This is a genomic window from Rhodoblastus sphagnicola (assembly GCF_002937075.1).
GTDB classification, from domain to species: domain Bacteria; phylum Pseudomonadota; class Alphaproteobacteria; order Rhizobiales; family Beijerinckiaceae; genus Rhodoblastus; species Rhodoblastus sphagnicola.
Window position 1 is genome coordinate 26,472 of sequence record NZ_NHSJ01000053.1, and the last position, 20,022, is coordinate 46,493.

The window sequence follows — 20,022 nt, forward strand, 5'->3', positions numbered from 1 at the left end:
GCTACAGAACGATCCCGTGCCGGTCGGCGACATGCGCCCTGAACGCATCGAGCCCGCGCGCGGCGATGAACAGGCGCGCCTCCTCCACCTTGGCGTCGATCAGCATCGTGTACCAGAAGCCTTGCAGCGCGTGCCAGACGAAGCCGGGGCGGCCGTCGAGGAAACCGAGACGCAACACGTAGCGATAGCCAAACAGCAGGACCGCGCGGAGATAGAGCGGCATGCGGCGGAACACGGCATATTGAAGAAACCGCTTCCAGGCGCGCGAAGCGTCGGCATCGGCGCCCGTTCCATTCGCCTTGCCCAGTCCCCGTTCCATCGCGATGAAATCCGCCATCTTTCGGGTGGCGTAGCGATTGTGCTTTTCGGTCCACCACGTGATGTCGCGCAAGTTGTGATCGCAGAAATCCTTGCTGAAGACGATGGCTTCGCCGCCGTTCAGCACGATGTGCTCGTCCATCCGCAGCTGCGGCACATGCGCTTGACCGTTTCGCCACAAACGCAAGAGAACTGTGGGGTAATAGCCGCCGAAGCGGATCCATTTGTCGCGAAATATCAGCTTCCGCCTGAGGCGGACGCCGGCGACCGTTGACGGCAGCGAAGGCAGGCGCGCGCGAATCTCCGCGATGAGCGCCGGCTCCAGATATTCGTCAGCGTCAAGGCGCAGCACCCAGTTCGTTCGAATGTCGAGCGTGTCGAGCGCCCATTGGAGCTGGTCGGCCTGATGTGTGAAAGCGCGCTGCGCCACCTCCGCGCCCAGGGCCCGCGCGACGCCGACGGTGCCGTCGGTCGAGAAACTGTCGACCACAACAATGCGCTCGACCAGGGACGACAGGCTCTTGAGGCAGCGCTCCAGGTGAATCTCCTCGTCGAAGGTCAAGATGATCGCCGTGATCGACAAAGCGGTTTCGCGCGGCGGCGGCTCCGTGATCGGTCCCATTGGCAAAGCCAGCGCGCTCCCCGCGCCATCGACGCGCATCATCTCAGGCGTCGCCGGCATGGCGTTCCCGGACCGGCGCGTCGCAAGAGCCCACAAGAGCCGCCTCGATGGCGAAGGTCGCGGCGGTCACCGCCTCAAGCTCGGCGACCGGGATCGGCGCCGCGCCCTCGCGCGCCGCCGCCAGGAACGCCGCGACCAGCGCCGCTTGCCCCTTGTCCTGAGCGCTTTTCACGACGCTGGTCTTGCCGCCGCGCGTGACCGACAGTCGGCGGAAGTCGTCGAGCTGGATGACGCGGCCCGCCGCGAACACTTCGATCATTTCCTTGGGAAGACTCGGATCGCCGAGGGAAGAATAGACGATCGCGCCCGTCGAACCGTCGGCGAAGCGCAGGATGATCGACACGGCGTCGTCGTGGCCGCGCGCGGCGACGGCGGTCGCTTCAATCGGCAAGGCGCCGCACAAGAAAGTCATGGCGTCGACGAAGTGACAGACCTCGCCGACGATGCGGCCGCCGCCCTCGCTGCGCTGGATCCAGCTGTCGCCGGGGATTTCGCCGGCGTTGACCCGATAGAGCATGACGAGGGGGCCTGAGCGCGGCTCCAGCGCCGCCTTGGCCTTGACCAGAAGCGGCGCGAAGCGGCGGTTGAATCCGACCGTCAGAACGCCCGACGCGTCTTCCGCCGCCGCAAGGACCTCGGCGAGGCCATCGGCGTCGATCGCGAGCGGCTTTTCGCAAAACACATGCTTGCCGGCGGCCAGCGCCTGCGCCGCGAGCGCGGCATGGGTGTCGTGCCGCGTGGCGATCACCACAATGTCGGTGTCGGGATCAGACAGCGCCGCGGCGGGATCTGTCGCGATCGCGGCGAAGCCGTATTTGTCGCCGGCGTGGCCGGCGCTGACGCCGGTCGCGGTGACCACAGAAGTGAGCCTGACGCCGCCCGCCCTCAGGAAAGCCGGAAGCAGAACGCTCTTGGCGTAATTGCCGAGGCCGACAAAAGCCACGCCCGCGCCCGCCGACGTCCGCGCCGGCGCCGTGACGCGCGCGATGCTGCGCTCCATGTGCGCGGCGGCGTCTTCAGGATAGGTGAGCAGAACGGCGAGATAGGGCTCGGCGCTTTCCAGCAGCGCGTAGGCCTTTTCGGCTTCGCCAATCGGAAAGCGATGGGTCACAAGTTTCTTTGGCGTGACCTTGCCCTCCGCGACCAGCGCCAGGAACGCCTCCATGTTGCGCTGTTCGGTCCAGCGCACGTAGGACAACGGATAATCATGCCCGCCCTGCTCGTAATCGGGATCGTGGCGGCCGGGGCCATAGGACATTGACAGCTTGAGGTCGAGTTCGCGCTTGTAGAATGGCTCGCGGTCAATGGTCATGCCCACGAGCCCGACCACCACGATCCGACCTTTCTGGCGGCTGATCTCAGCCGCCTGGTTGATCGGCTCGTTGGAGCTGGTGGAGGCGGTCAGGATCACCGCGTCGGCGCCATATCCACCGGTGAAACCCGACACGACCACGGGCAGATCCGACGAGACCGCGAGATCGGCGCCCATGTCCTTGGCGAGCGCGACGCGGGCGGGATTGGGATCGAACCCCAGCACGCGGCAACCATTGGCCTTGAGAAGCTGAACCGTCAGCAGCCCGATCAAGCCGAGCCCCATCACGACAATGCACTCCCCGAGCGTGGGGGCAGCCTGTCGCACGCCCTGCAGCGCGATCGCGCCCAGCGTGACGAAGCTCGCATCTTCGTCGTCGACCCCCTCCGGGATGGGCGCGCACAGGTTTTTCGGAACGGCGTTGATCTCGGCGTGATTGGCGAGGCCCGCGCCGGCGCAAGCGATCCGCCCGCCGACGACGTGGCCCGGCGCCGCGCGCCCGATCTCGATGATCTCTCCCGCGAGGCTGTAGCCCAGCGGGATCGGCGTGTCGAGCTTGGCGAACACCTTCTCGATGGTCGGCTTCAACCCGTCCTTGCGCACATTGCGAAGGACGCGGCGGACAAGGTCCGGACGCGCCATGGCCTTGCCGGCGAGCGAGGCCTTGGCGAGATCCATGAGCTGTTTCTCGGTGCCCGCCGAGATCAGGGAGACGCGCGTCGCCACCAGCAGGCTTCCCGCGCCCAGGCGGGGCGCCGGCACATCGGCGACCTTGAGTTCGCCTGTGCGATAACTTTGTACGACTTGCTTCACAGGATCTCCAATTGCGTCGTGAGTGGGGTGTCGCGCGGCGCATAGGCCACGGACAGCCGCAGGGTCGTCAATTCGCATCCCATGTCCGGCCACCAGACCGCGGGCGCGACAGCGATCGGCCTGTTGCAGCGGAGCATCGCCCGCGCGCCGCGACATTCAAGACTTGCCGCGCCGTCTTGAACGCTCGCCCTGACATCGGGATGAAGCAGAAAACCTATGTGCGCGGGGGCGAAAAGCTCCCCTTCGACCCGATCGAGGATTCGCACGGATCGCGCGTCCGCCTCGAAGCGGCGGACGTGAACCGGCCCGCCTGGAAGGCGCCTGAAACCGTCATGACTGCCCTCGAGACAGAAGCCGTCGGCGCGACGCGCGTAATCGCGCAGCGTCACATTGGGACGGCGCCCGCAACGGAACGAGCCGAAGAAATCGGCCTGGTCTGTCCCCTCGATGCAAAGCGTGTTGTGGCTGGCGGCGGACCGGGCGCGCCGGCGCTTCTGGCCGGCGAAATATTCGAACACGCCCTGGTCGACAAGGATGCGCCGGCCGTCGACCGACCACTCGAAAGACAGCACGTCGGCGTGTCCATGCGCCGGGAGATCGTCCGGCGCGATGCGGCCGCAATCGACGACCAGATAATGCCGCTTCGTCCTCATGCCGAAATAGCCGGCGTCCCTCAGCGCGAACACCCGCCGTCGCTCGGGCGAGCGCCCGGTCAAGGCCGCATGGGCTTCGAGGCATTCATCCGGCGCATAGGCCATGGTGAGGCCGGAATCGTTGAACAGCGTCGGCCCGCCGTCGGGGTGCGCGAGATCGGCGGTCGCCCGCGCCATGCGGTCCAGCGCCTGATCGAGCCGGCCGTCCAGAGGATCTTCGCCGAGCGCATGCCGGCATTCCAGCAAATCAGCAAAGACTTGCGCATGGTAGGAAGCCGAGCGCTCGTTGTGCATGCCGTCCGGCAGGATCTGGCGCTTGAGTTCGCGCGCCAGCAGGTCGAGACCCGTCCGCCGCCAGCGCTCCGCCTCGCGGTTGGCGAAATAGGCCGAAGCCCAGATCAAGGCCTTGATGTTCTTGATGAGATGATTGCCGCCGAGATCGGTCTCGAGATTGCGCTCCAGGAAACGGATCTGCGCGACGACGCTCGCTTCAACGCTGTCGCGCAGCGACTTGGGCGCGCGCGCGCCGCGTCGATGAAGCTCCTGCATCAGCACCACGACGCGCAGCGACAGCGCATAGCTGTTCCAGCTGTCGCGCCAGGCGCCTTTGCGCGTTTGCGGATTGCCGGCGATCCAGTCCGCCACGATCCGGCGCCAGAGATTGTCGTCCGCGCCTTCGAGATATTCCAGATAGTGCAGGTTCATCCGCCACAGCTGATCCGCCGGCGCCGGCGATGGCGCCGACCAATCGATCGACTGCGCCGGCATGGTTATGGCGCGATTGAGGAAGGTGAAGCGCAGATCGCCGCCCTCCGTCGCGACGCAAGAACGACGCGCGGCGAACAGCGGGGCCGGCGGGGCGGATGCGCGCGGCGGCAGAGGCCTTGGCCGGCCGGGACGGCGCCACAGCCGATCGCGAACCTGCCGGCGGATGGCGAGTTCGACGCGACGCGCAAGCTTGGGTAAGGGCATGCGCCGCGCGAATTCGAACAGGCGCGACGCGCGCTCAAGCGTGAACATCATGATCACGCCCGCAGCTCTGCGCCGTCCGGCTTCGCGCCCTTGGCCGCAACGGCGGCGTCGAGCGCCTCGATATAGCGTCGCGCCAGCCGCTCGCGATCGAAATGCGCGCGCACATAAGCGCCGCCCCGCCGACCAAGCGCGCGCGCAAAATTTGCGTCATCGCGCAAACGCACGACGGCGGCCGCCAAATCCGCCGCGCTTTCCGGCGCAATCGCCAGGCCGGCGCCAGCGTCCTCGACCAGCGCCTTCGCCTCGCCGTCAACGCCGAGCACAATCGGAACCTCCATGGCCATCGCCTCGAAGGTCTTGGAGGGGAGAACCTTGAGAAAGGTTTCGCTGCGCTTGAGCAGAATGAGGCTGGCGTCGGTCGCCGCCCAGATGTCCGGCATTCGCGCCTTCGGCAATTGCCCGAGCATCACGACATTTGCGAGCCGCTCGCTGGCGACCCGCGCCGCGAGGCGACCATGATCGGCGCCGTCGCCCACCATCAGGAAGGCTATTCCGGAATCGTCCTTCAGCGCCGCCGCCGCATCCAGCAGCGTGTCGAGACCATGCGCCATCCCATGCGTGCCGACATAGGCCGCGACGAAACGGCCCTCCAGTCCGAATTCGCGCTTGACCGCCGCCGCACAGGAGCCGCGCTGGAACAAGGCGAGATCGACGCCATTCTTGATCACGACGATCTTGCCTCGATCCCCGCAGCGTTCGTCGATGTGAGGGACGAATGCGTCGGTCAAGGACACGATCCGGTCGGCGTTGCGATAGGCGAGGCGTTCGAGCCATTCGAGCACGCGGATCACGGGCCCCTTGCGCATGGCGCCGACGGTCACGATGCTTTCCGGCCACAGGTCCCGGATCTCCAACACCCAGGGACGGCGACGCAGTCGGGCCGCGATCATTCCGGCCAGGCCGCAAAAGAATTGCGGCGAGGTCGAGACGTAAACGTCGGGCCGCGGCAAACGAAACGCGGCGTGGACCGCCGTCAGCATATAGGACAGGTAATTGAGAATTCGTCGCGAAAACCCCGCATTCGCGGCGAGATAGGTCCAGACCCGCACCACCTTGACGCCGTCCGCGGTTTCGACCTGAAACACCTTGTTGCGATAGCCGGGATAAAGCTCGCCCCTGGGGTGGTTGGGCGCCGAAGTGATGACCGTGACCTCGTGGCCCGCGCGCGCCCACGCGCGACAATGCTCCGAGGTCCGCGACGCCGGCGCGTTGACCTCCGGCGGATAGTAATGGCTGAAGAACACAAGGCGAGTCACTTGGATTTCGCCCTGTCGGTCAGATAGTCGCCGATGCGCGCGCTCACGCGCTCCGCGGCGCGTCCGTCCCACAGTTCGGGCGTGCGCCCGCGCTTGCCGCCGTTCTCCAGGACGTCCATCACGGCGTTCTTGAGCGCGACCGTCGACAAGCCGACGAGCGTGTTGGTGCCCTGCGTGATCGTGATCGGCCGCTCGGTGCTGGCCCGCGCCGTAAGGCACGGCACGCCGAGCGCCGTCGTCTCCTCCTGGACGCCGCCACTGTCGGTAATGACCAGACGCGCGGACTTCATCAGGCTGATGACCTGAAGATAGGGCAGCGGCGGCGTCGTGAGAATAAGCCGGTTCTCAAGCAGCCGCGCGAGACCGTTCTCCGCGATGCGCGCGCGCGTGCGGGGATGGACGGCAAAGACGAGCGGCAGACGCGCGCTGATCTCCGCGAGAGTCTCCAGCAACTCGGAGAGCCGCGCGGGGTCGTCGACATTGGACGGCCGGTGCAGAGTCACAAGTCCGAACCCTCTGGACATGGCTTCCGCGCGGAATGCCAAGGCGCCGTCATGCGCTGCGAGCGTCGCCTCCGCGCTTGGCGCCCGGACGAGCGAGGCCAGCAGGGAGTCGATCATCACATTGCCGACGAAATGGATCCGATCGCGCGGAATGCCTTCGCGCAGCAAGGTCTCCTCGGCCTCGCGCTCGGTTGTCAGCAGAAGATCCGAAAGCCCGTCGGTGACGAAGCGGTTGACCTCCTCGGGCATGGTCCAGTCGCCGCTGCGCAGGCCCGCCTCGACATGGCAGAGCGGAATCAGCAGCTTCGCCGCCACCAAACCGGCCGCCAGCGTCGAGTTGACGTCACCGACCACCAGGAGCATGTCCGGCCTCTCCGCCAGCAACACCGGTTCTAGTCCGATCATGATCTGCGCGGTCTGCGCGATTCCGCTTCCGGAGCCCACGCCGAGGTCAATGTCCGGCTCGGGAATTTGCAGCTCGTTGAAGAAAACTTCGCTCATGGCGCGGTCGTAGTGCTGCCCCGTATGGATCAATCGGGCGCTGAATCCTCCCGCCTTGAGCGCGCGCAGGATCGGCGCGATTTTCACGAAATTCGGACGCGCGCCGACGATGCAGTCGACGCGCCAAGCGGGGGGCGCATTCATGCCAGGACAATCTTGGACGATTGAACGCCAAACCGGCGGCAGGCATTGCGCGTGTCAACGACGAGCGGCGCGCAATCGACGATCGCGCGATAGTCCACCGTGTCGTGATCGGTCACGATCAGCGTTGCGTCATAGCCGCCGGCGAGGGCCGCCGACCACGGCAGACTGCGACGGCCCGAAAGCGCCGCGTGTTCGCGCGTGGGCGGAATGAGCGACACGAAAGGATCGTAGAATTCGGTCTTGGCGCCGCGCGCCTCAACCAGTTCGATCAGCTTCAGGGCCGGGCTTTCCCGCATGTCGTCAACATTCTTCTTGTAGGCGACTCCCAAGACCAGAACGCGGGCGCCGTTCAATCCCCGCTCCGAATGCATGTCGAGCGCCTGAGCCAGGCGGTTGACGACATGTTGCGGCATGGCCGAATTGATTTGCCCGGCGAGTTCGATGAACCGGGTCGCCATGCCATATTCCCGGGCCTTCCAGGTGAGATAGAATGGATCGATCGGGATGCAGTGACCGCCAAGCCCCGGACCGGGATAAAACGGCATGAAGCCAAACGGCTTCGTCTTGGCCGCATCAATGACTTCCCAAACGTCAACGCCCATCGGCTCGTAGACCAGCTTGAGTTCGTTGACGAGCGCGATATTGACCGCGCGAAAGATGTTCTCGGTCAATTTGACGGCTTCGGCGACACGCGACGAGGACACCTGCACGGTGCGCTCGACAAAGGCGTCATAGACCGCAGTGACCGCGGCCAACGACAATTCGTCGTCGGCGCCGACAACCTTCGGTATTGTCGCCGAACTGAAGCGTTCATTTCCCGGATCCTCCCGCTCGGGCGAGAACGCGAGCAGAATATCCTCGCCGACTTTCAACCCGCCTTGCTCGAGGATGGGACGCACCACATCCTCCGTCGTTCCCGGATAGGTCGTGCTCTCAAGGATGACAATCTGACCGGGCCGCAGAATCTCTGCGATCATCTCGGCGGTTTTCACGACATAACTGAGGTCGGGATCGAGATGCGCCGTCAAGGGCGTGGGGACGCAGATCAGCAGGGCGTCCGCCTCGCTCAAAAGAGCGAGGTCGCTCGTCGCCTGAAAGCGGCCGCTTTCGACGGCGGCCGTCACCGCCGCCGCGTCAATGTGCTTGAGATAGCTCTCATTGCGTCGCAACGCTTCGGGTTTGGCCTTGTCAATATCGAAGCCGATCACGTCGAGGCCAGCGCGCGCGGCGGCGAGGCAAATCGGCAATCCGACATAGCCAAGCCCGATCACGCCTAGGCGCCCGCGCTTTTCTCTGAACAGGGCCGGAAGGTCGGCGGCTCTCGTCTGCACAAGCGTGTCCATTTCCAAAATTCCCAACCTGGATTGACGACTGAAGTGAAGCTGGTGGCGTTTTCAGGCGAACGGGCTCAAGCGCGCCTGAGCCGCGCTGGCGGCGCTGTCGCTGGACGCGCCGCAGAGACCTTGTTCGCCAAATCGGAGTGAGCGGCCGTCTGAACGCGGCCCGTTATTCGCCGGGATCGCAATGCTGACGCGTCCGCGGGAGGCGTCGGTTGTTCCCTCTTATGGCGCCGCGCCCAGGATCAGGCGCAGGCCATGATGATTTGCGCCCAGATGCGCGCCCAAGGCATGCTGGCCCGGCGAATGGGCGGCGCGATCTTTTCTTGCGACATGCGCTTCTGCCAATGCGCGATCGGCGTGCTGAATCCGGTCTTGGGCCGACGCTTCAATACCTCGCCCAAGGGCTGCGTCGGCGCTTCCGCGAGCAGGCTCTTGTTTCGCGTGATTTGCTCGGACGCCGTCACAGACGCCAATTGGCGAAGCAGCGTTGTGTCGACCAAAGGGGTCCTGACCTCAAGGGAATGCGCCATGCTCGCCCAGTCCGTGTCACGCAGGAGCTGGTTCTTCAGGTACAGCCCGGATTCGAGCGCTGAGATTCGATCCGCGGCCGCCTTGGGGCTCGGGTCGCTCTCTCTTGCGATCAGCTGAAGCGGCCGCAGTCGACGCAAACCGGCGGCCACGACGTCGGGCGGGAGCAATCCCGGCAGCTCCCAAGGCATGAACAGGCCGCGCCGCAACAAATATGCGCCCGCGTAGTCGCCGCCATATTCCAACATTCCCGCCGCTTTCGGATGAACCCCAAGCCTGTTGACGACGGGCGCGCCGACGACTCGCGCGATTCGACCGAGCATTGGCACGCGCGATGGCCCATGCAGCCGGCGCACCCATCTCGGAATGTCGCGAAATGACGGGTAGCCGCCAAACAGCTCGTCGCCCCCCAAACCCGAAATGGCGACTTTCAAGCCCAGTTCGTTTGCGGCCTTGGACACGAACCACGTGTTCACGCCATCGACGGATGGCTGGTCCATATTGTCAAGGATCTCCGGCAGATCCTTCAGAAACTCCGCTTCGCCAACGACCCGAACCGCATGTTTCACATCATAGGCTTTGGCGACTTCCGCGGCGAGCAGGCTTTCGTCGTCGGTGGTCTTCAGGAAATCGTCAAACGTCAGCGTGACCGCCATGATCTCCTGCTGACCCGCGTCGCGCATCAGACCAACCAGCGACGAGGAGTCGATTCCGGCGGAAAGGAACGCGCCGACGGGCACGTCCGCGACCAAGTGATGGCGCACGCTGTCGAGGAGGGCGGATCGAATGTCTTCGACGCCATGCTCGCGACTGCGCCTCGCTCCATGCGCCGACTGCATTTCGGCGTCGTGGTAGACCTTTGCGACGGAGAAATATTGCCTGGGTTCGGCGGCGCTCATCCGTTCCACGACCATCGCCGATCCGGCGGGCAAAGCGCTGATATCCCGGTAGCAGGTGAACGGTTCGGGCACGCTGCCGAACAGGTAGAATCCGACCTGGCCTGCGGGCTCCGGCTCGCCGGAAATGGCGCCGCCGGCGAGCAGCGCCTTGACCTGGCTCGCGAAGCGAAAAGTCCCGCCCGTCGCGGCATAGTAGAGCGGCTTGACGCCATAGGGGTCGCGCGCGAGGAATAGACTGTTCGCCCGGGAGTCCCAGATCGCGAAGGCAAACATGCCTCGCAGATCATGCACCATCTCGGCGCCCTTCAGCGCATAAAGATGCAACAGCACTTCCGTGTCCGAACGCCCGCGAAACACGCAGCCCTTCGCGATCAAATCGTTTCGGATCGCCTGGTAATTGTAGATCTCGCCATTGTAGGTGATCGCCAGATTGCCATCGGCGCTCGTCATCGGCTGAGCGCCGGCTTTAGAAAGATCGATGATCGCCAACCGCCTGTGCCCCAAGCCGACGCGGCCATCGGCGGATACCCACGCACCGGCCCCGTCGGGACCACGCCTGGCCATGCGCTCGCGCGTCCGCAGCAATTCGGCCCGGTCGATCGGCGGAGCTGCTTGGCTGTAAGCAAAAATGCCGTTGATCCCGCACATGAAGACCGACTCGAACTGATGGTCGCGCGATTGCCACGCCTATTCGTTCCGGAGAACGCGCATAATCGAGGCGTCCAAACAGGCCTGAGACACGCAGTGAGATCCGCAGCTCCGCAAGTTCGCGGAACGGCATTTCCCTCCTGTCCTGGTTCAAACCGCAGAATGACATGTGATAGAACGTTCTATCGGGTCTCGGCCGGCCCGGGCTTGACAGGCGCCGCCGTCTCGTCGCCGCCGTCCGCGCCGGCCTCGGGCGACAGGTCCAGGGCCTTGATGATGGGATCGGCCGGCTTGCCCACCAACAGCAATGCCGCAAGCATTTCTCCGCGCGACGGGTCCGGGACGAGCGCGATCTGGTCGGCGAGCGCGAGGCGCTCCCCGGGGCCAATCGCGCTCCAGCCGCCCACGAGATCGTTGATCAGCGTCCGCCGCACATCCGGCGGCAGGCGTTCCCAATAGGGAAGCCCGAACGCCGCGCGGCCCGCCATCAAGCGCGCTTCATTGGGCCCCGTCATGGCCGACATGGCCAGGGCGCTGGAAACGTCCTCCATTGGCGCGCCGACCTTCGCGCGCGCGATGGCCAGATCGAGCCAGGCGCCGCTCGCCAAGGGCGTCGAGCCCAGCAGGTTCTGCAAGGCGTCGATGCGCGCGGCGGTGGAGGCCGAGGCCGCCAGAGCAAGCCTTTGCGCGAGCGCCGCGACCGGCGTCTGCGCCATGAAAGGCTCCAGGCGCGCTTTCGTGTCTGGCGGGTTCGTCGACTGCCGCGCCCAACCGAATTGAAGCGTCGAGGCCGCCCAGGACATGGTCAAAGCGCACAGGCCAATGACCACAAAAGCGGTCCAGAAACGCGCTTCGCGAATATTGATCATTCGTTATAGTATTTCTTGTAGTAACGCCCGCCGTAATAATAGCTATAGGCGTATTTGCCATATTTTTGCGCCTGAGCGTCGACCACCTGATTGAACACCAGTCCGGCGACTTTTTTATTCCCTGAGAGGCGCTGGATCGAATGAGCGATCATTTCGCGGCCCGTCGAAGCCCAGCGCACGATGAAAACGACCTTGTCGACCATTTGCGACACAATCAGCGGATCGACCACTGGGCCGACCGGCGGGGTGTCGATCACGACCATGTCGAATTTTGCGCGCAGAATGTCCATGAGCGCCTTCAGCTTGTTCGACCCGAGGAGATCCGGCGGGTTCTGCGTCTTCGATCCCGCGGGCAGCACCCACAGTTTCAGATCCTCGTCATAAACGATGATATCGGTGATCGCGCCGTCGCCGATCAGATAATCGGTCAGGCCCTGCGCCTTGTCGAGTTTGAAATAGCGCGACACCGAGGGATGACGGAGATCGCCGTCGATGATGAGAACGCGCTGACCGGATTGCGCGGCGGAACTGCCAAGCGTCATGCAGATCGTCGTCTTGCCTTCGCCCGGTATGGTCGACGTGCATTGAATGATCCGGGGCGGGTGATCGACGTCGCTCATCTGAATGGCGCTGCGCAGCGACCGGACGGCTTCGGAGAAACGCGACAGCGGCTTGACAAAAGGATATTGCGGTATCGACACGATCTGTCCGTCGGCGGTGAGATCACGCGCCTCCATTTTCGAGATCGACGCCATCAGCGGCAGGTCCAGCAGTTCTTCCACCTGGTGCGGCGTTGTGAAGCCGGCGTTGAGAATCTCGATCAGATAGGCGCCGCCAACGCCCGCCAGCAGCCCCAAAAAGGCGGCCACGAGCATGACATTTCCGGTCTTCGGCCACGACTGCGCCGAGGGCGCCAGCGCCGGCGAAATCACGCGCGCCTCACGCGCCTCGAACGTCGACTGCTCCTCGGTGATTTTGGCCCGCTGCAAGAAGTTTTCAAACAGGCTCTTGTTGACCGCCGCGGTGCGTTCGAGTTCGCGCAAAGTGATGGCCTTGGCGTTGTCGATGTCGTTTTGCCCGGTGGCTTCGCGCAAGGTTCTCTCGACCGCGTCCTCGCGCGCCTCGGCCAGCTCGTACTCATTCTTGATGTTGTTGGTGAGCCGCGCGATTTCGGCGTTGATGGCGCGATGAATATCCGCGAGTTGCGCGCGCAGATTGACGACCGCCGGGTAGCGGTCGCTGTAGCGCGCCCGCAGTTCGGCCTCCTGGCGCGAGACGTCATTTTCCTGCTTCCGCAGATCGGCGATCGCGCCGGAGTTCATCACATCGGGCAAAGCGGAAATGTTGCCGCCGCTCGCCTGGATTCGCTGCAGCAATTCGAGGCGCGCCTTTTTCTCGCCGGCTTCGGCGCGCGCCGCGACCAGGCGTCCGTTGAGTTGCGCAATCTGGTCCTGGGTCAAGCTGACATTTGCGGCGTTCGACGGCACGAGATTATTGTCGACGCGAAATTGCGTGACCGCCTCCTCGGAGGCCCGCAATTGCTGGCGCAATTCGACAAGACGCTCGCTCAGCCAGGTCGAGGCGCGCTTGGCGGCTTCGAAGCGCGCATCGAGCTTGTCGACGACATAGGCGTCGGCGACCGCATTCGCCAGGCGCGCGGCCCTGCCGGCATCGGCGGAGGTGATGGAGACATTGAGCGCGAGGGCCTGGCCAGCCCGCGCGACGTTCAACGCGCCTTTCAGCCGCTCAATCGTGGCGATGACCTCGGCCGAGGCCTGATCGCTCCCGACCTCGCTTCGGCTGGATGCCTTTTTCGCGGCGGCGTCCGCATCGGGCTTGCCGCCGAAAAAGCTTTTGATCGAGGCGAGCATTCCAGCGCCCGGCGCCATTGGGCTGACGCCGAATTCAGGATCGGAGACGAGTTTCTCCTTGACGACGACCCGCCGCAACAGCGCGCTCGACCGGATCACCGCGATCTGGCTTTCGATAGTCGTTATGTCGAACGGCATTTCGATGGGCGCCATGTCCTGCGCCAGCGGCTTGCTCCTGTTGGGTTCGAGAAGGAGCAGGGCGTTCGCGGTATAGAGCGGCGTCTGCCGCGACAATTGAATGGCGGCAAGCAGGATGGCCAAGGCCAAGACGCCGAGAATGAATTTCCATTGCCGCCAGGCGAAATTCAGAGCCTCGCGAAAATCGAAGCCGCCGCTCTCGGCGACGATCGCTGCGGTTTCAAGGACAGGCGTTTTGGGGCGATCAAGCATCAAGTTTTTCCGCTTGGGAAACAGATCCGGCGCGCTCAGTCGGAAGCGAGACGGCGCGAACTTTCCGACTGCGCCACGCCGGCGCCAAGAATGGCCATGAAGGTCAGCGCCACCGCTTCGATCTGCAAGCTGAAATCGACCATGGCGTGGGCGCCGATCAACAGCGAGACGCTCGCGGCGACGATCGGCGCGGTGGCGTCGCGATGGCGCTGGACAGCTCCCCAGGCGCACCGCCAGACCAGCAGGGCGAGCGCCAGGATCAAGGCGCCGCCGAACGCAATTCCGAGGCCTTGCAAGGTCTCCAGATAGGTGTTGTGGGCCATGTCCCACATGCCCCACACGCTGATGGATTGGTCGCGATAGAGCGGAAAGATGTCGGCAAACGTTCCATAACCAAACCCGATGAACAGGGCGTCGTTAATGGAGCCAATGACGATGGCGCAGACCGCGAGGCGCGAGGCGTCGGTAAGGCCGGTTTCGGAAATGCGCCCGACGATCTTGTCGCCGAACAGCAGGAAGCCGCCAAGCACCGCCACCGCGAGGAAAATGACCATGTCGATCTGCTGTCCGTCGCGCCGCCCGCTGCGCGCGAAAGTCATGAGCAACAGCGTGAATATCGCCAGCACAGCCGCCAGCACGCCGCCGCGCGACACGGTCCCCAGCAGCGCAACCAGGATGACCAGTCCGGCGCCGATCAGCGTCCAGCCGCTCTGGCCGGTCGCCTCGATCAGTCTGGCGAGACGATAGCTTTTCAGCGCCGGATCGCCCGGCGCCTCGCGCCGATAGAACCGCAAGATCAGCGCGACCGCGCCGACAAGGCCGATTCCGGCGTAGGTCGCAAAAGTGTTGCGGTTGACGAAGGTCGCGCGGATCGCGCCGCCGCCCGCAAGGTCGCTGAAGGGAAGGGCGCCGCCCGCGAACACCATCATGACAATGCCGAGTAGCGAATAGGCCGCGCAAATGGCGACGACGGCCTGGATCAGGATCAGGGCGCGTCGGGGCGACCGGCACAGTTGCATCGCCAGCCAGAGAACGCTGGCGTCGGTCAACAGACGCATCAATGCGAGGGCGCTCGCCTGCGGATTGACCGATATGGCCGCATTCAACGGCGTCTTGAGCGCGTCGCCCGCGATGAGCCAGATCGGATGCGCAAATCCCGGCGGAATGACGGTGGACATTTGGACGGAGATCCAAAAGACCACGGCGGCGAACAGGATGAGCGGGGCCAGTATTTGCTTGGCGGCGACCGGATGTTTGCGTTCGCGGATCAGCAGGGAGATCTCATAGACCACGGTCAGCCCGGGAAACCAGACACCGTTTACGCCCCAGGCGAAAGGACGATCTCCGCCGAGCCAAAGCGGCGCCCAGGCGAGACCGAGAATGAGACCGGCCAGCAGCAGCGCCTCGAGGGGTTCGTCGCGCCACAGGACAATCCACGTGGACGGGGTCGCCGGATCGCGGCGCAGGCGCGGCGAGGCGGGATCGAATGCGCTGATGGCCAAAGGTCTCTTCTGATGTTGTCGCGCATGGCCACGCTGCCGCAGTTTGGGTGAAACGAACCGTCTCACCCATCCGCGCATGCGATGCGTCCTTGCGACGCCCATGCTGCCGCCATTTGGGTGAAACGGAGCGTTTCACCCATGCGATTGACGAAAACGCGCTGGCAGCGCGTGGTGTTTATGCCGCTTCCAAAGCGCTGCGTTCGACCGTCGCCGGCACTTGGCCGCCGAGCATGTCGAGAAGGACGCGAACGCGTCCATTGGCGTCGAGCCTGACCAGTTCGCCCATCAATTCGGCGAGCGGGCCCTGCACAATGCGCACGGTTTGGCCGACGACGAGATCACGATCGAAGCGGCAGGCGCCATCCTCGTCGCGATAGTCGAGAAGTCTTTCCACGATGCCGAAGGGCAGGGGCGTGGGAGACGTTTGCGTCATCACGAGCCGGGCGACGCCAATCGTGCCGTTGATCGACCGCCAGCGGTCGCGCTGAAGATCGAGCGCGACGAAGAGATAACCGGGAAACAGAGCCGCCCTGACAAGGCGGGTCTTGCGCGCATGCCGCACCGTTTTAGCGATGACGGGGAGAAAGGTTCGAAACTGCTGCTCGCTCAGGTGATACAGCGCGCTGGTCTCGCGCTTCGCCAGGGCCTGAACGACATACCATCGCTCGCCCTCGGCAAGTTCGAACGGGTCGAGGCGCATTGGCGCTCCAGTCGCGCCTTCAGTCATGGCGACGCTGCGCGGATGCCGACAAGGACCGATCGCGCCGCCGCCAAACAAGGAAACTGAACCCGTGGTCTACCAAGGTCATTGCTATCTCCAGAATAAAGTCAAAGCCAACGCGCCGGCCCCTCGGGGGCTGGTTGTGTTCCTGCCGAAGTATTCGGAGTTCAGTGGGGGCTCACCTGCGAACCAGGATTGACGCCAAAATTGCTGATGACCACATCAGACCCCCCTGAACTTCCCGCTCGGGGGCCGCTTGCGCTCCGAGACCCCTCGGCGGAAGCGTGGTTTATGACCTCGCGAACAATCGCATTGAGCGCGGAATTGTCCGTGTTTTGATGCTTGTCGAGGTAGGCTTGGATGCCGGCCGCGGCGGCCGGATTTGACGATTTCAGCATTGCGAGCGCTTCGGCGACCGCCTGAATAGTGGCCGCCTTCTGGCTGTCGTTGCTCGACGCAACGGCGGCTTCGAGAATCATGGCGATCGCGCGGGGGTTACAGGCGCACGCGCGCGCCACATAACGAGCCAACACGCGGCTCTCGACGTTTTTGTTGAGCATCGCGCGAATCTCGGTCGTAACCGTCTCGATGCGCGGACACTGGCGCGGCTTTGGCTGCAAAGTCTGCGCCTGAACGATCGTTTGTGAAGCCGCAAGCAGCGCCCCCGCAAACAAGAATGCCGACTTTTTCATGATATGATCCGTCAATAGTTATACGTCACGCCCATCGAGGCGATGTTTTCTGAGTAAGCCACCACGCCTGTGCTGGCTCCGTTGCCGGATTCATGTCTACTGAACTGATAATCGATATTTATCGCCGTATTTCTCCAGAATGTATAACTTACGCCAATTCCCCCCGTCCACGCCGTTGCTGTTGGCTCCTTGTTTGAATAGGTTGATTGCGCGAACCCTCCGCGAATTGCCGCTTTTAGATATTCAAGAAAATTGTATTCAGCTTGCACGCGCGTCTGAAGCGTATTGGCGGTAGACGCGGACGGCGCGCTCAACTGCGCGCCAACCGACGCGTAGGAACTGTCAATCATGGCCGCCAGCGTCAGCAAAGGCGTTGGATCGTAATAGACGCGCGCCCCGAAGGTCGGCGCCGAGACCGCGCCAAAGGAGCTGCTGACGCTGAATTGTTGCTGCAAGCCGCCATAGATTTCGCCGCGAACGAGGCCCCTGGCGTCCGTCGCGAAACCGCCGATCACGCGATCGCCATTGCTGTCGAACACTGAACGGGCGTATCTGCGCCAATCGCCGCCGCCTTGCACAAACACGTTGACCTGCGGCGTCAGCCAAAAGCCGGCGCGGACAAAAGCGCCGTAACTCATGCCGTTCACGGAGGCGGCGGCGCCGGCTGGCGGCCGCTCATAGACGAGATCCTGCACATCGAGCCCCGCCCGGACGAAGCTCAAGTCGCCCAATTTCCGTTCGAGCGAGAAGCGTCCGGTGGTCAGGTTCGTGAACTGGCGGTAGCCCAGAATATTTGTCGCAACCGGCGCATCCACATAGCTCGTGGCGGAATTGGCCGAAGAATAGGACGCCAGGGACGACCCGAAGAGGGCGTACTGTCGCGTATATCCCGCCGACAGGCGCGCGACGAAATCATCGGTCGGAGACCACGCGTAAGCAAGGCCGGCGCGTCCGGTGAACGGCGAGTCATTGCCGCCGCCGCGCGAGTCATGACCCGCCGAGACCCGGCCATCGGCCAGGACATAGGCCTTGACCACGTGAATGCCTTCGTCAAGCTGGCCGTACACGCTTGGAGCGAACCTGAAGGCGCCCAAAGAAGCTGAAGATGTTGGATTGGTATAGTTGGTTTTGCTGAAAGACCCGCCAACAAAGACCGAAGGCGAAAGCAGCAGGCCGCCAAGAGCCATGGCGCCGGTCGCCGGGCCGCCAAGCGCGCCGCCCGCCGCGTCCAGTTCCGCCGAAGTCGACCCGATGCGGGCGTATCCGTCATCGTCCGCGCGCGCCGTCGTCGCAAAGGCCAATCCCGCGACACAGGCGCCGAGCGCGATATAGTTCGGTATTGTAAACACCGCGCGACTCCATTGGACACCGCCGTTACCTGCGGCGCTTGGACCTGAGGGGTTTGAGATATGGGGATTTCGGCGCGCGCTCAACGTTACGCGAGAGCGCTCCCGGCATCGCGGCGTTACGCCTTCGGCGGCGCCGGCGCGCCGGGCGACAGACGCCAGCCGGAAATGGGCGCGGCGACAGGGCAGGGCGCGCGGGCGCCATTGGCAAGGTTACATCGATGAAACCCGTCCACGTCCGGTTCAGCGCGCCTAAGGACGCCGAAGACCGCGCGTGACATCCGGTGACGACTAGGCGCGCATCGCGTCAAGCGCCTCCGGAGGCGGCTCCGAATGGAGCGCGTTTCGCAACAAACCCAAGGCTGACCGATGGCGCCCAGCGACGGGTCGATCCCGGCGTCGCGCAAGACGAAATTCCGTATCGACGTAACGTCAACTGCGACCGGATGTCGCGGAGTCCAGGGATCATGTCAGCGAGTCGGCTTTGCCTATTGACCAATATGGCCGCGATTTCGTGTCGGCGCGCGCCTTTTGGCGCCCAACGCGCGCCAGCGCCGGCCGATCAGAGTCGCGCGGGACATCTGCATTACAGGGCGAAACCATCGCCGCGCCGAGGGTTTGGCGCAAGCGCGATCGCGTGTTCGCCGAGCGACGCCGCGGACAACTCTCGCGCCGTTCTTCCCTCGCGCCGTTCCCTCGCGACGTTCTTGGGTGGTGCAAGATGCGCGCACGGCCGCCCATTCGCGGCGACCCGGTCGCCCCGATAATGCATTCACGTCGCGCGCGAGCCAAAATCGACGCGAGGCTTGCGACATGCAATCAAGATCGGAGGCGCCGCAACAGCGGCAGGCCGCGCGCCGGATCTTGTCGGCGGCGACGCCATGAGCGCTTTTTAGAAGTACCGGCGAGGAACAAACAATAAATCGCCGGGCAAAACCGGGATCGTCGGAGACAAATTGTATTCCTTGAAACCTTCGTCGCCGACGTGCTTGATCCGCACCATGGAATCCTTGGCCCGAATTGTGTGCCCCCCCGCCAAGGCGATCGCGCTCATCACATTGAGGCCGTTCTTGAACGGGTATTCTCCGGGCTTGGCGACCTCGCCCATCACGTAGAACGGCCGAAAGCTCGCGATGTCGACCGTCAGTTTGGGATTGCGCAAATATTCGGTGGTGAATTTGGCGGAGAGCGCGCGTTCAGCCTGTAGTTTGCTCAAACCGCCGAGCTTGACGGTGCCGGCCAGAGGCAACGAGACGTAGCCAGCCGAGTCTATTTCATACTCGCCCGAAAGCCGGTCCTCGCCAAACACGGTCACCCTGATCTTGTCGCCAGGCTGCAACGCCGGAGAACTCGTCGCCGCCGCCTGGATCAGAGCTTGTTGCTCTTCGGGCGAAGCGGGTCCCAAGCTCGCCACCGTGTCGCAAGCGCTCAAACTTCCGCAGAAACCGACAATGACAGCGGCTCTCGCCAGGAGCGAAAAAAAATGCATTTCTGGATTGCGCCCCTGATGTCCGAATTTTGTTGCTTTCTAGGGGGGCGGTCGGGGACGGGTCAATGAGCGCGGCGGCGATCCACCGTGACAACAAATCGCAACCCCTTGTTTTTTCGCGTCATCTTTGACCGAAACGTCACTGTGACATCGGGCGGCCATGCCGCGATCGCCAGCCCGGCGTCAGCGCGAAAGTCGGCCCTACTCGTCAAGGTTCAAGGCTTGGGCGCGATGGTCTGGTTGCTATGGGCGCGCGGGCGAGATTGGGATTGGGCGGCTCGACGCGGGCGCAGGTAAAATCAGTAAACGGTTGGCGCGTTTCTGAGTTCTCTTTTGCGCCGAAGCGCCGCCTCGTTATCGTATTGCGTCGAGGCGCCCGATTGAACGTAAGCGGCACGAGCGCACCAGGGGCTGAAGCCCCGGTGGGGACCGGCTCACGTGTCGCGCTTGAACCTGATCGGCATCCAGAACTGCCTCAGCGCCTCGACGCTCTTCGGAATCTCGCTGGACGCG

At 64.1% G+C, this 20,022-nt stretch carries 14 protein-coding genes; all 14 read right to left on the reverse strand.

Annotated elements, in window-relative coordinates; translation table 11 throughout:
* Window position 1: 1 nt before the first annotated feature.
* Window positions 2-1,000 (reverse strand): glycosyltransferase family 2 protein, encoded by a 999-nt coding sequence (locus CCR94_RS08370; RefSeq protein WP_244593992.1) that lies wholly within the window; start codon window positions 998-1,000, stop codon window positions 2-4.
* Entirely contained in the window at window positions 984-3,125 is a 2,142-nt protein-coding gene (locus CCR94_RS08375) for a bi-domain-containing oxidoreductase (protein WP_104507420.1), read from the reverse strand. The genes CCR94_RS08370 and CCR94_RS08375 overlap by 17 nt, the downstream gene beginning before the upstream one ends.
* A complete protein-coding gene (locus CCR94_RS08380; RefSeq protein WP_104507421.1) occupies window positions 3,122-4,801 on the reverse strand; it encodes a heparinase II/III family protein in 1,680 nt (559 codons plus the stop codon). Before CCR94_RS08380 ends, CCR94_RS08375 begins: the two co-directional genes overlap by 4 nt.
* A 2-nt stretch (window positions 4,802-4,803) precedes the next feature.
* The gene (locus CCR94_RS08385) at window positions 4,804-6,066 is read right to left on the reverse strand and encodes a glycosyltransferase family 4 protein (protein WP_104507422.1); all 1,263 of its coding nucleotides are present in this window, start codon (window positions 6,064-6,066) and stop codon (window positions 4,804-4,806) included.
* Window positions 6,063-7,214 carry a non-hydrolyzing UDP-N-acetylglucosamine 2-epimerase gene (gene wecB, locus CCR94_RS08390; protein ID WP_104507423.1) on the reverse strand — a complete coding sequence of 384 codons (1,152 nt, stop codon included), beginning with the start codon at window positions 7,212-7,214 and terminating at the stop codon, window positions 6,063-6,065. Before wecB ends, CCR94_RS08385 begins: the two co-directional genes overlap by 4 nt.
* Entirely contained in the window at window positions 7,211-8,572 is a 1,362-nt protein-coding gene (locus CCR94_RS08395) for a nucleotide sugar dehydrogenase (protein WP_425332323.1), read from the reverse strand. The genes wecB and CCR94_RS08395 overlap by 4 nt, the downstream gene beginning before the upstream one ends.
* Before the next feature lie 224 nt (window positions 8,573-8,796).
* Window positions 8,797-10,629 (reverse strand): asparagine synthase (glutamine-hydrolyzing), encoded by a 1,833-nt coding sequence (gene asnB / locus CCR94_RS08400; protein WP_104507424.1) that lies wholly within the window; start codon window positions 10,627-10,629, stop codon window positions 8,797-8,799.
* Between the two features lie 182 nt (window positions 10,630-10,811).
* Window positions 10,812-11,345 (reverse strand): hypothetical protein, encoded by a 534-nt coding sequence (locus CCR94_RS08405; protein WP_146089909.1) that lies wholly within the window; start codon window positions 11,343-11,345, stop codon window positions 10,812-10,814.
* Window positions 11,346-11,494: 149 nt separating this feature from the next.
* Complete coding sequence (locus CCR94_RS08410) at window positions 11,495-13,759, reverse strand: GumC family protein (protein WP_104507426.1); 2,265 nt, start codon at window positions 13,757-13,759, stop codon at window positions 11,495-11,497.
* Window positions 13,760-13,794: 35 nt separating this feature from the next.
* On the reverse strand, window positions 13,795-15,261 hold the full coding sequence (locus CCR94_RS08415) for an O-antigen ligase family protein (RefSeq protein ID WP_158254679.1): 1,467 nt from the start codon (window positions 15,259-15,261) through the stop codon (window positions 13,795-13,797).
* 175 nt (window positions 15,262-15,436) lie between these two features.
* Complete coding sequence (gene nusG / locus CCR94_RS08420) at window positions 15,437-15,961, reverse strand: transcription termination/antitermination protein NusG (protein ID WP_158254680.1); 525 nt, start codon at window positions 15,959-15,961, stop codon at window positions 15,437-15,439.
* A gap of 188 nt (window positions 15,962-16,149) precedes the next feature.
* On the reverse strand, window positions 16,150-16,674 hold the full coding sequence (locus tag CCR94_RS08425) for a hypothetical protein (RefSeq protein ID WP_146089911.1): 525 nt from the start codon (window positions 16,672-16,674) through the stop codon (window positions 16,150-16,152).
* A gap of 11 nt (window positions 16,675-16,685) precedes the next feature.
* Entirely contained in the window at window positions 16,686-18,023 is a 1,338-nt protein-coding gene (locus CCR94_RS08430) for an outer membrane beta-barrel protein (protein ID WP_146089912.1), read from the reverse strand.
* 889 nt (window positions 18,024-18,912) lie between these two features.
* On the reverse strand, window positions 18,913-19,509 hold the full coding sequence (locus CCR94_RS08435; protein WP_104507431.1) for a polysaccharide biosynthesis/export family protein: 597 nt from the start codon (window positions 19,507-19,509) through the stop codon (window positions 18,913-18,915).
* Window positions 19,510-20,022 lie beyond the last annotated feature (513 nt).

Coding starts and splice junctions, on each gene's coding strand:
- asnB (WP_104507424.1), bottom strand. CDS start 10,629: ATGTGCGGGATCAACGGCATTTTTGCTTACAGCCAAGCAGCTCCGCCG.
- CCR94_RS08380 (WP_104507421.1), bottom strand. CDS start 4,801: ATGATGTTCACGCTTGAGCGCGCGTCGCGCCTGTTCGAATTCGCGCGG.
- CCR94_RS08370 (WP_244593992.1), bottom strand. CDS start 1,000: ATGCCGGCGACGCCTGAGATGATGCGCGTCGATGGCGCGGGGAGCGCG.
- nusG (WP_158254680.1), bottom strand. CDS start 15,961: ATGCGCCTCGACCCGTTCGAACTTGCCGAGGGCGAGCGATGGTATGTC.
- CCR94_RS08435 (WP_104507431.1), bottom strand. CDS start 19,509: ATGCATTTTTTTTCGCTCCTGGCGAGAGCCGCTGTCATTGTCGGTTTC.
- CCR94_RS08425 (WP_146089911.1), bottom strand. CDS start 16,674: ATGAAAAAGTCGGCATTCTTGTTTGCGGGGGCGCTGCTTGCGGCTTCA.
- CCR94_RS08410 (WP_104507426.1), bottom strand. CDS start 13,759: ATGCTTGATCGCCCCAAAACGCCTGTCCTTGAAACCGCAGCGATCGTC.
- wecB (WP_104507423.1), bottom strand. CDS start 7,214: ATGAATGCGCCCCCCGCTTGGCGCGTCGACTGCATCGTCGGCGCGCGT.
- CCR94_RS08405 (WP_146089909.1), bottom strand. CDS start 11,345: ATGGCGCAGACGCCGGTCGCGGCGCTCGCGCAAAGGCTTGCTCTGGCG.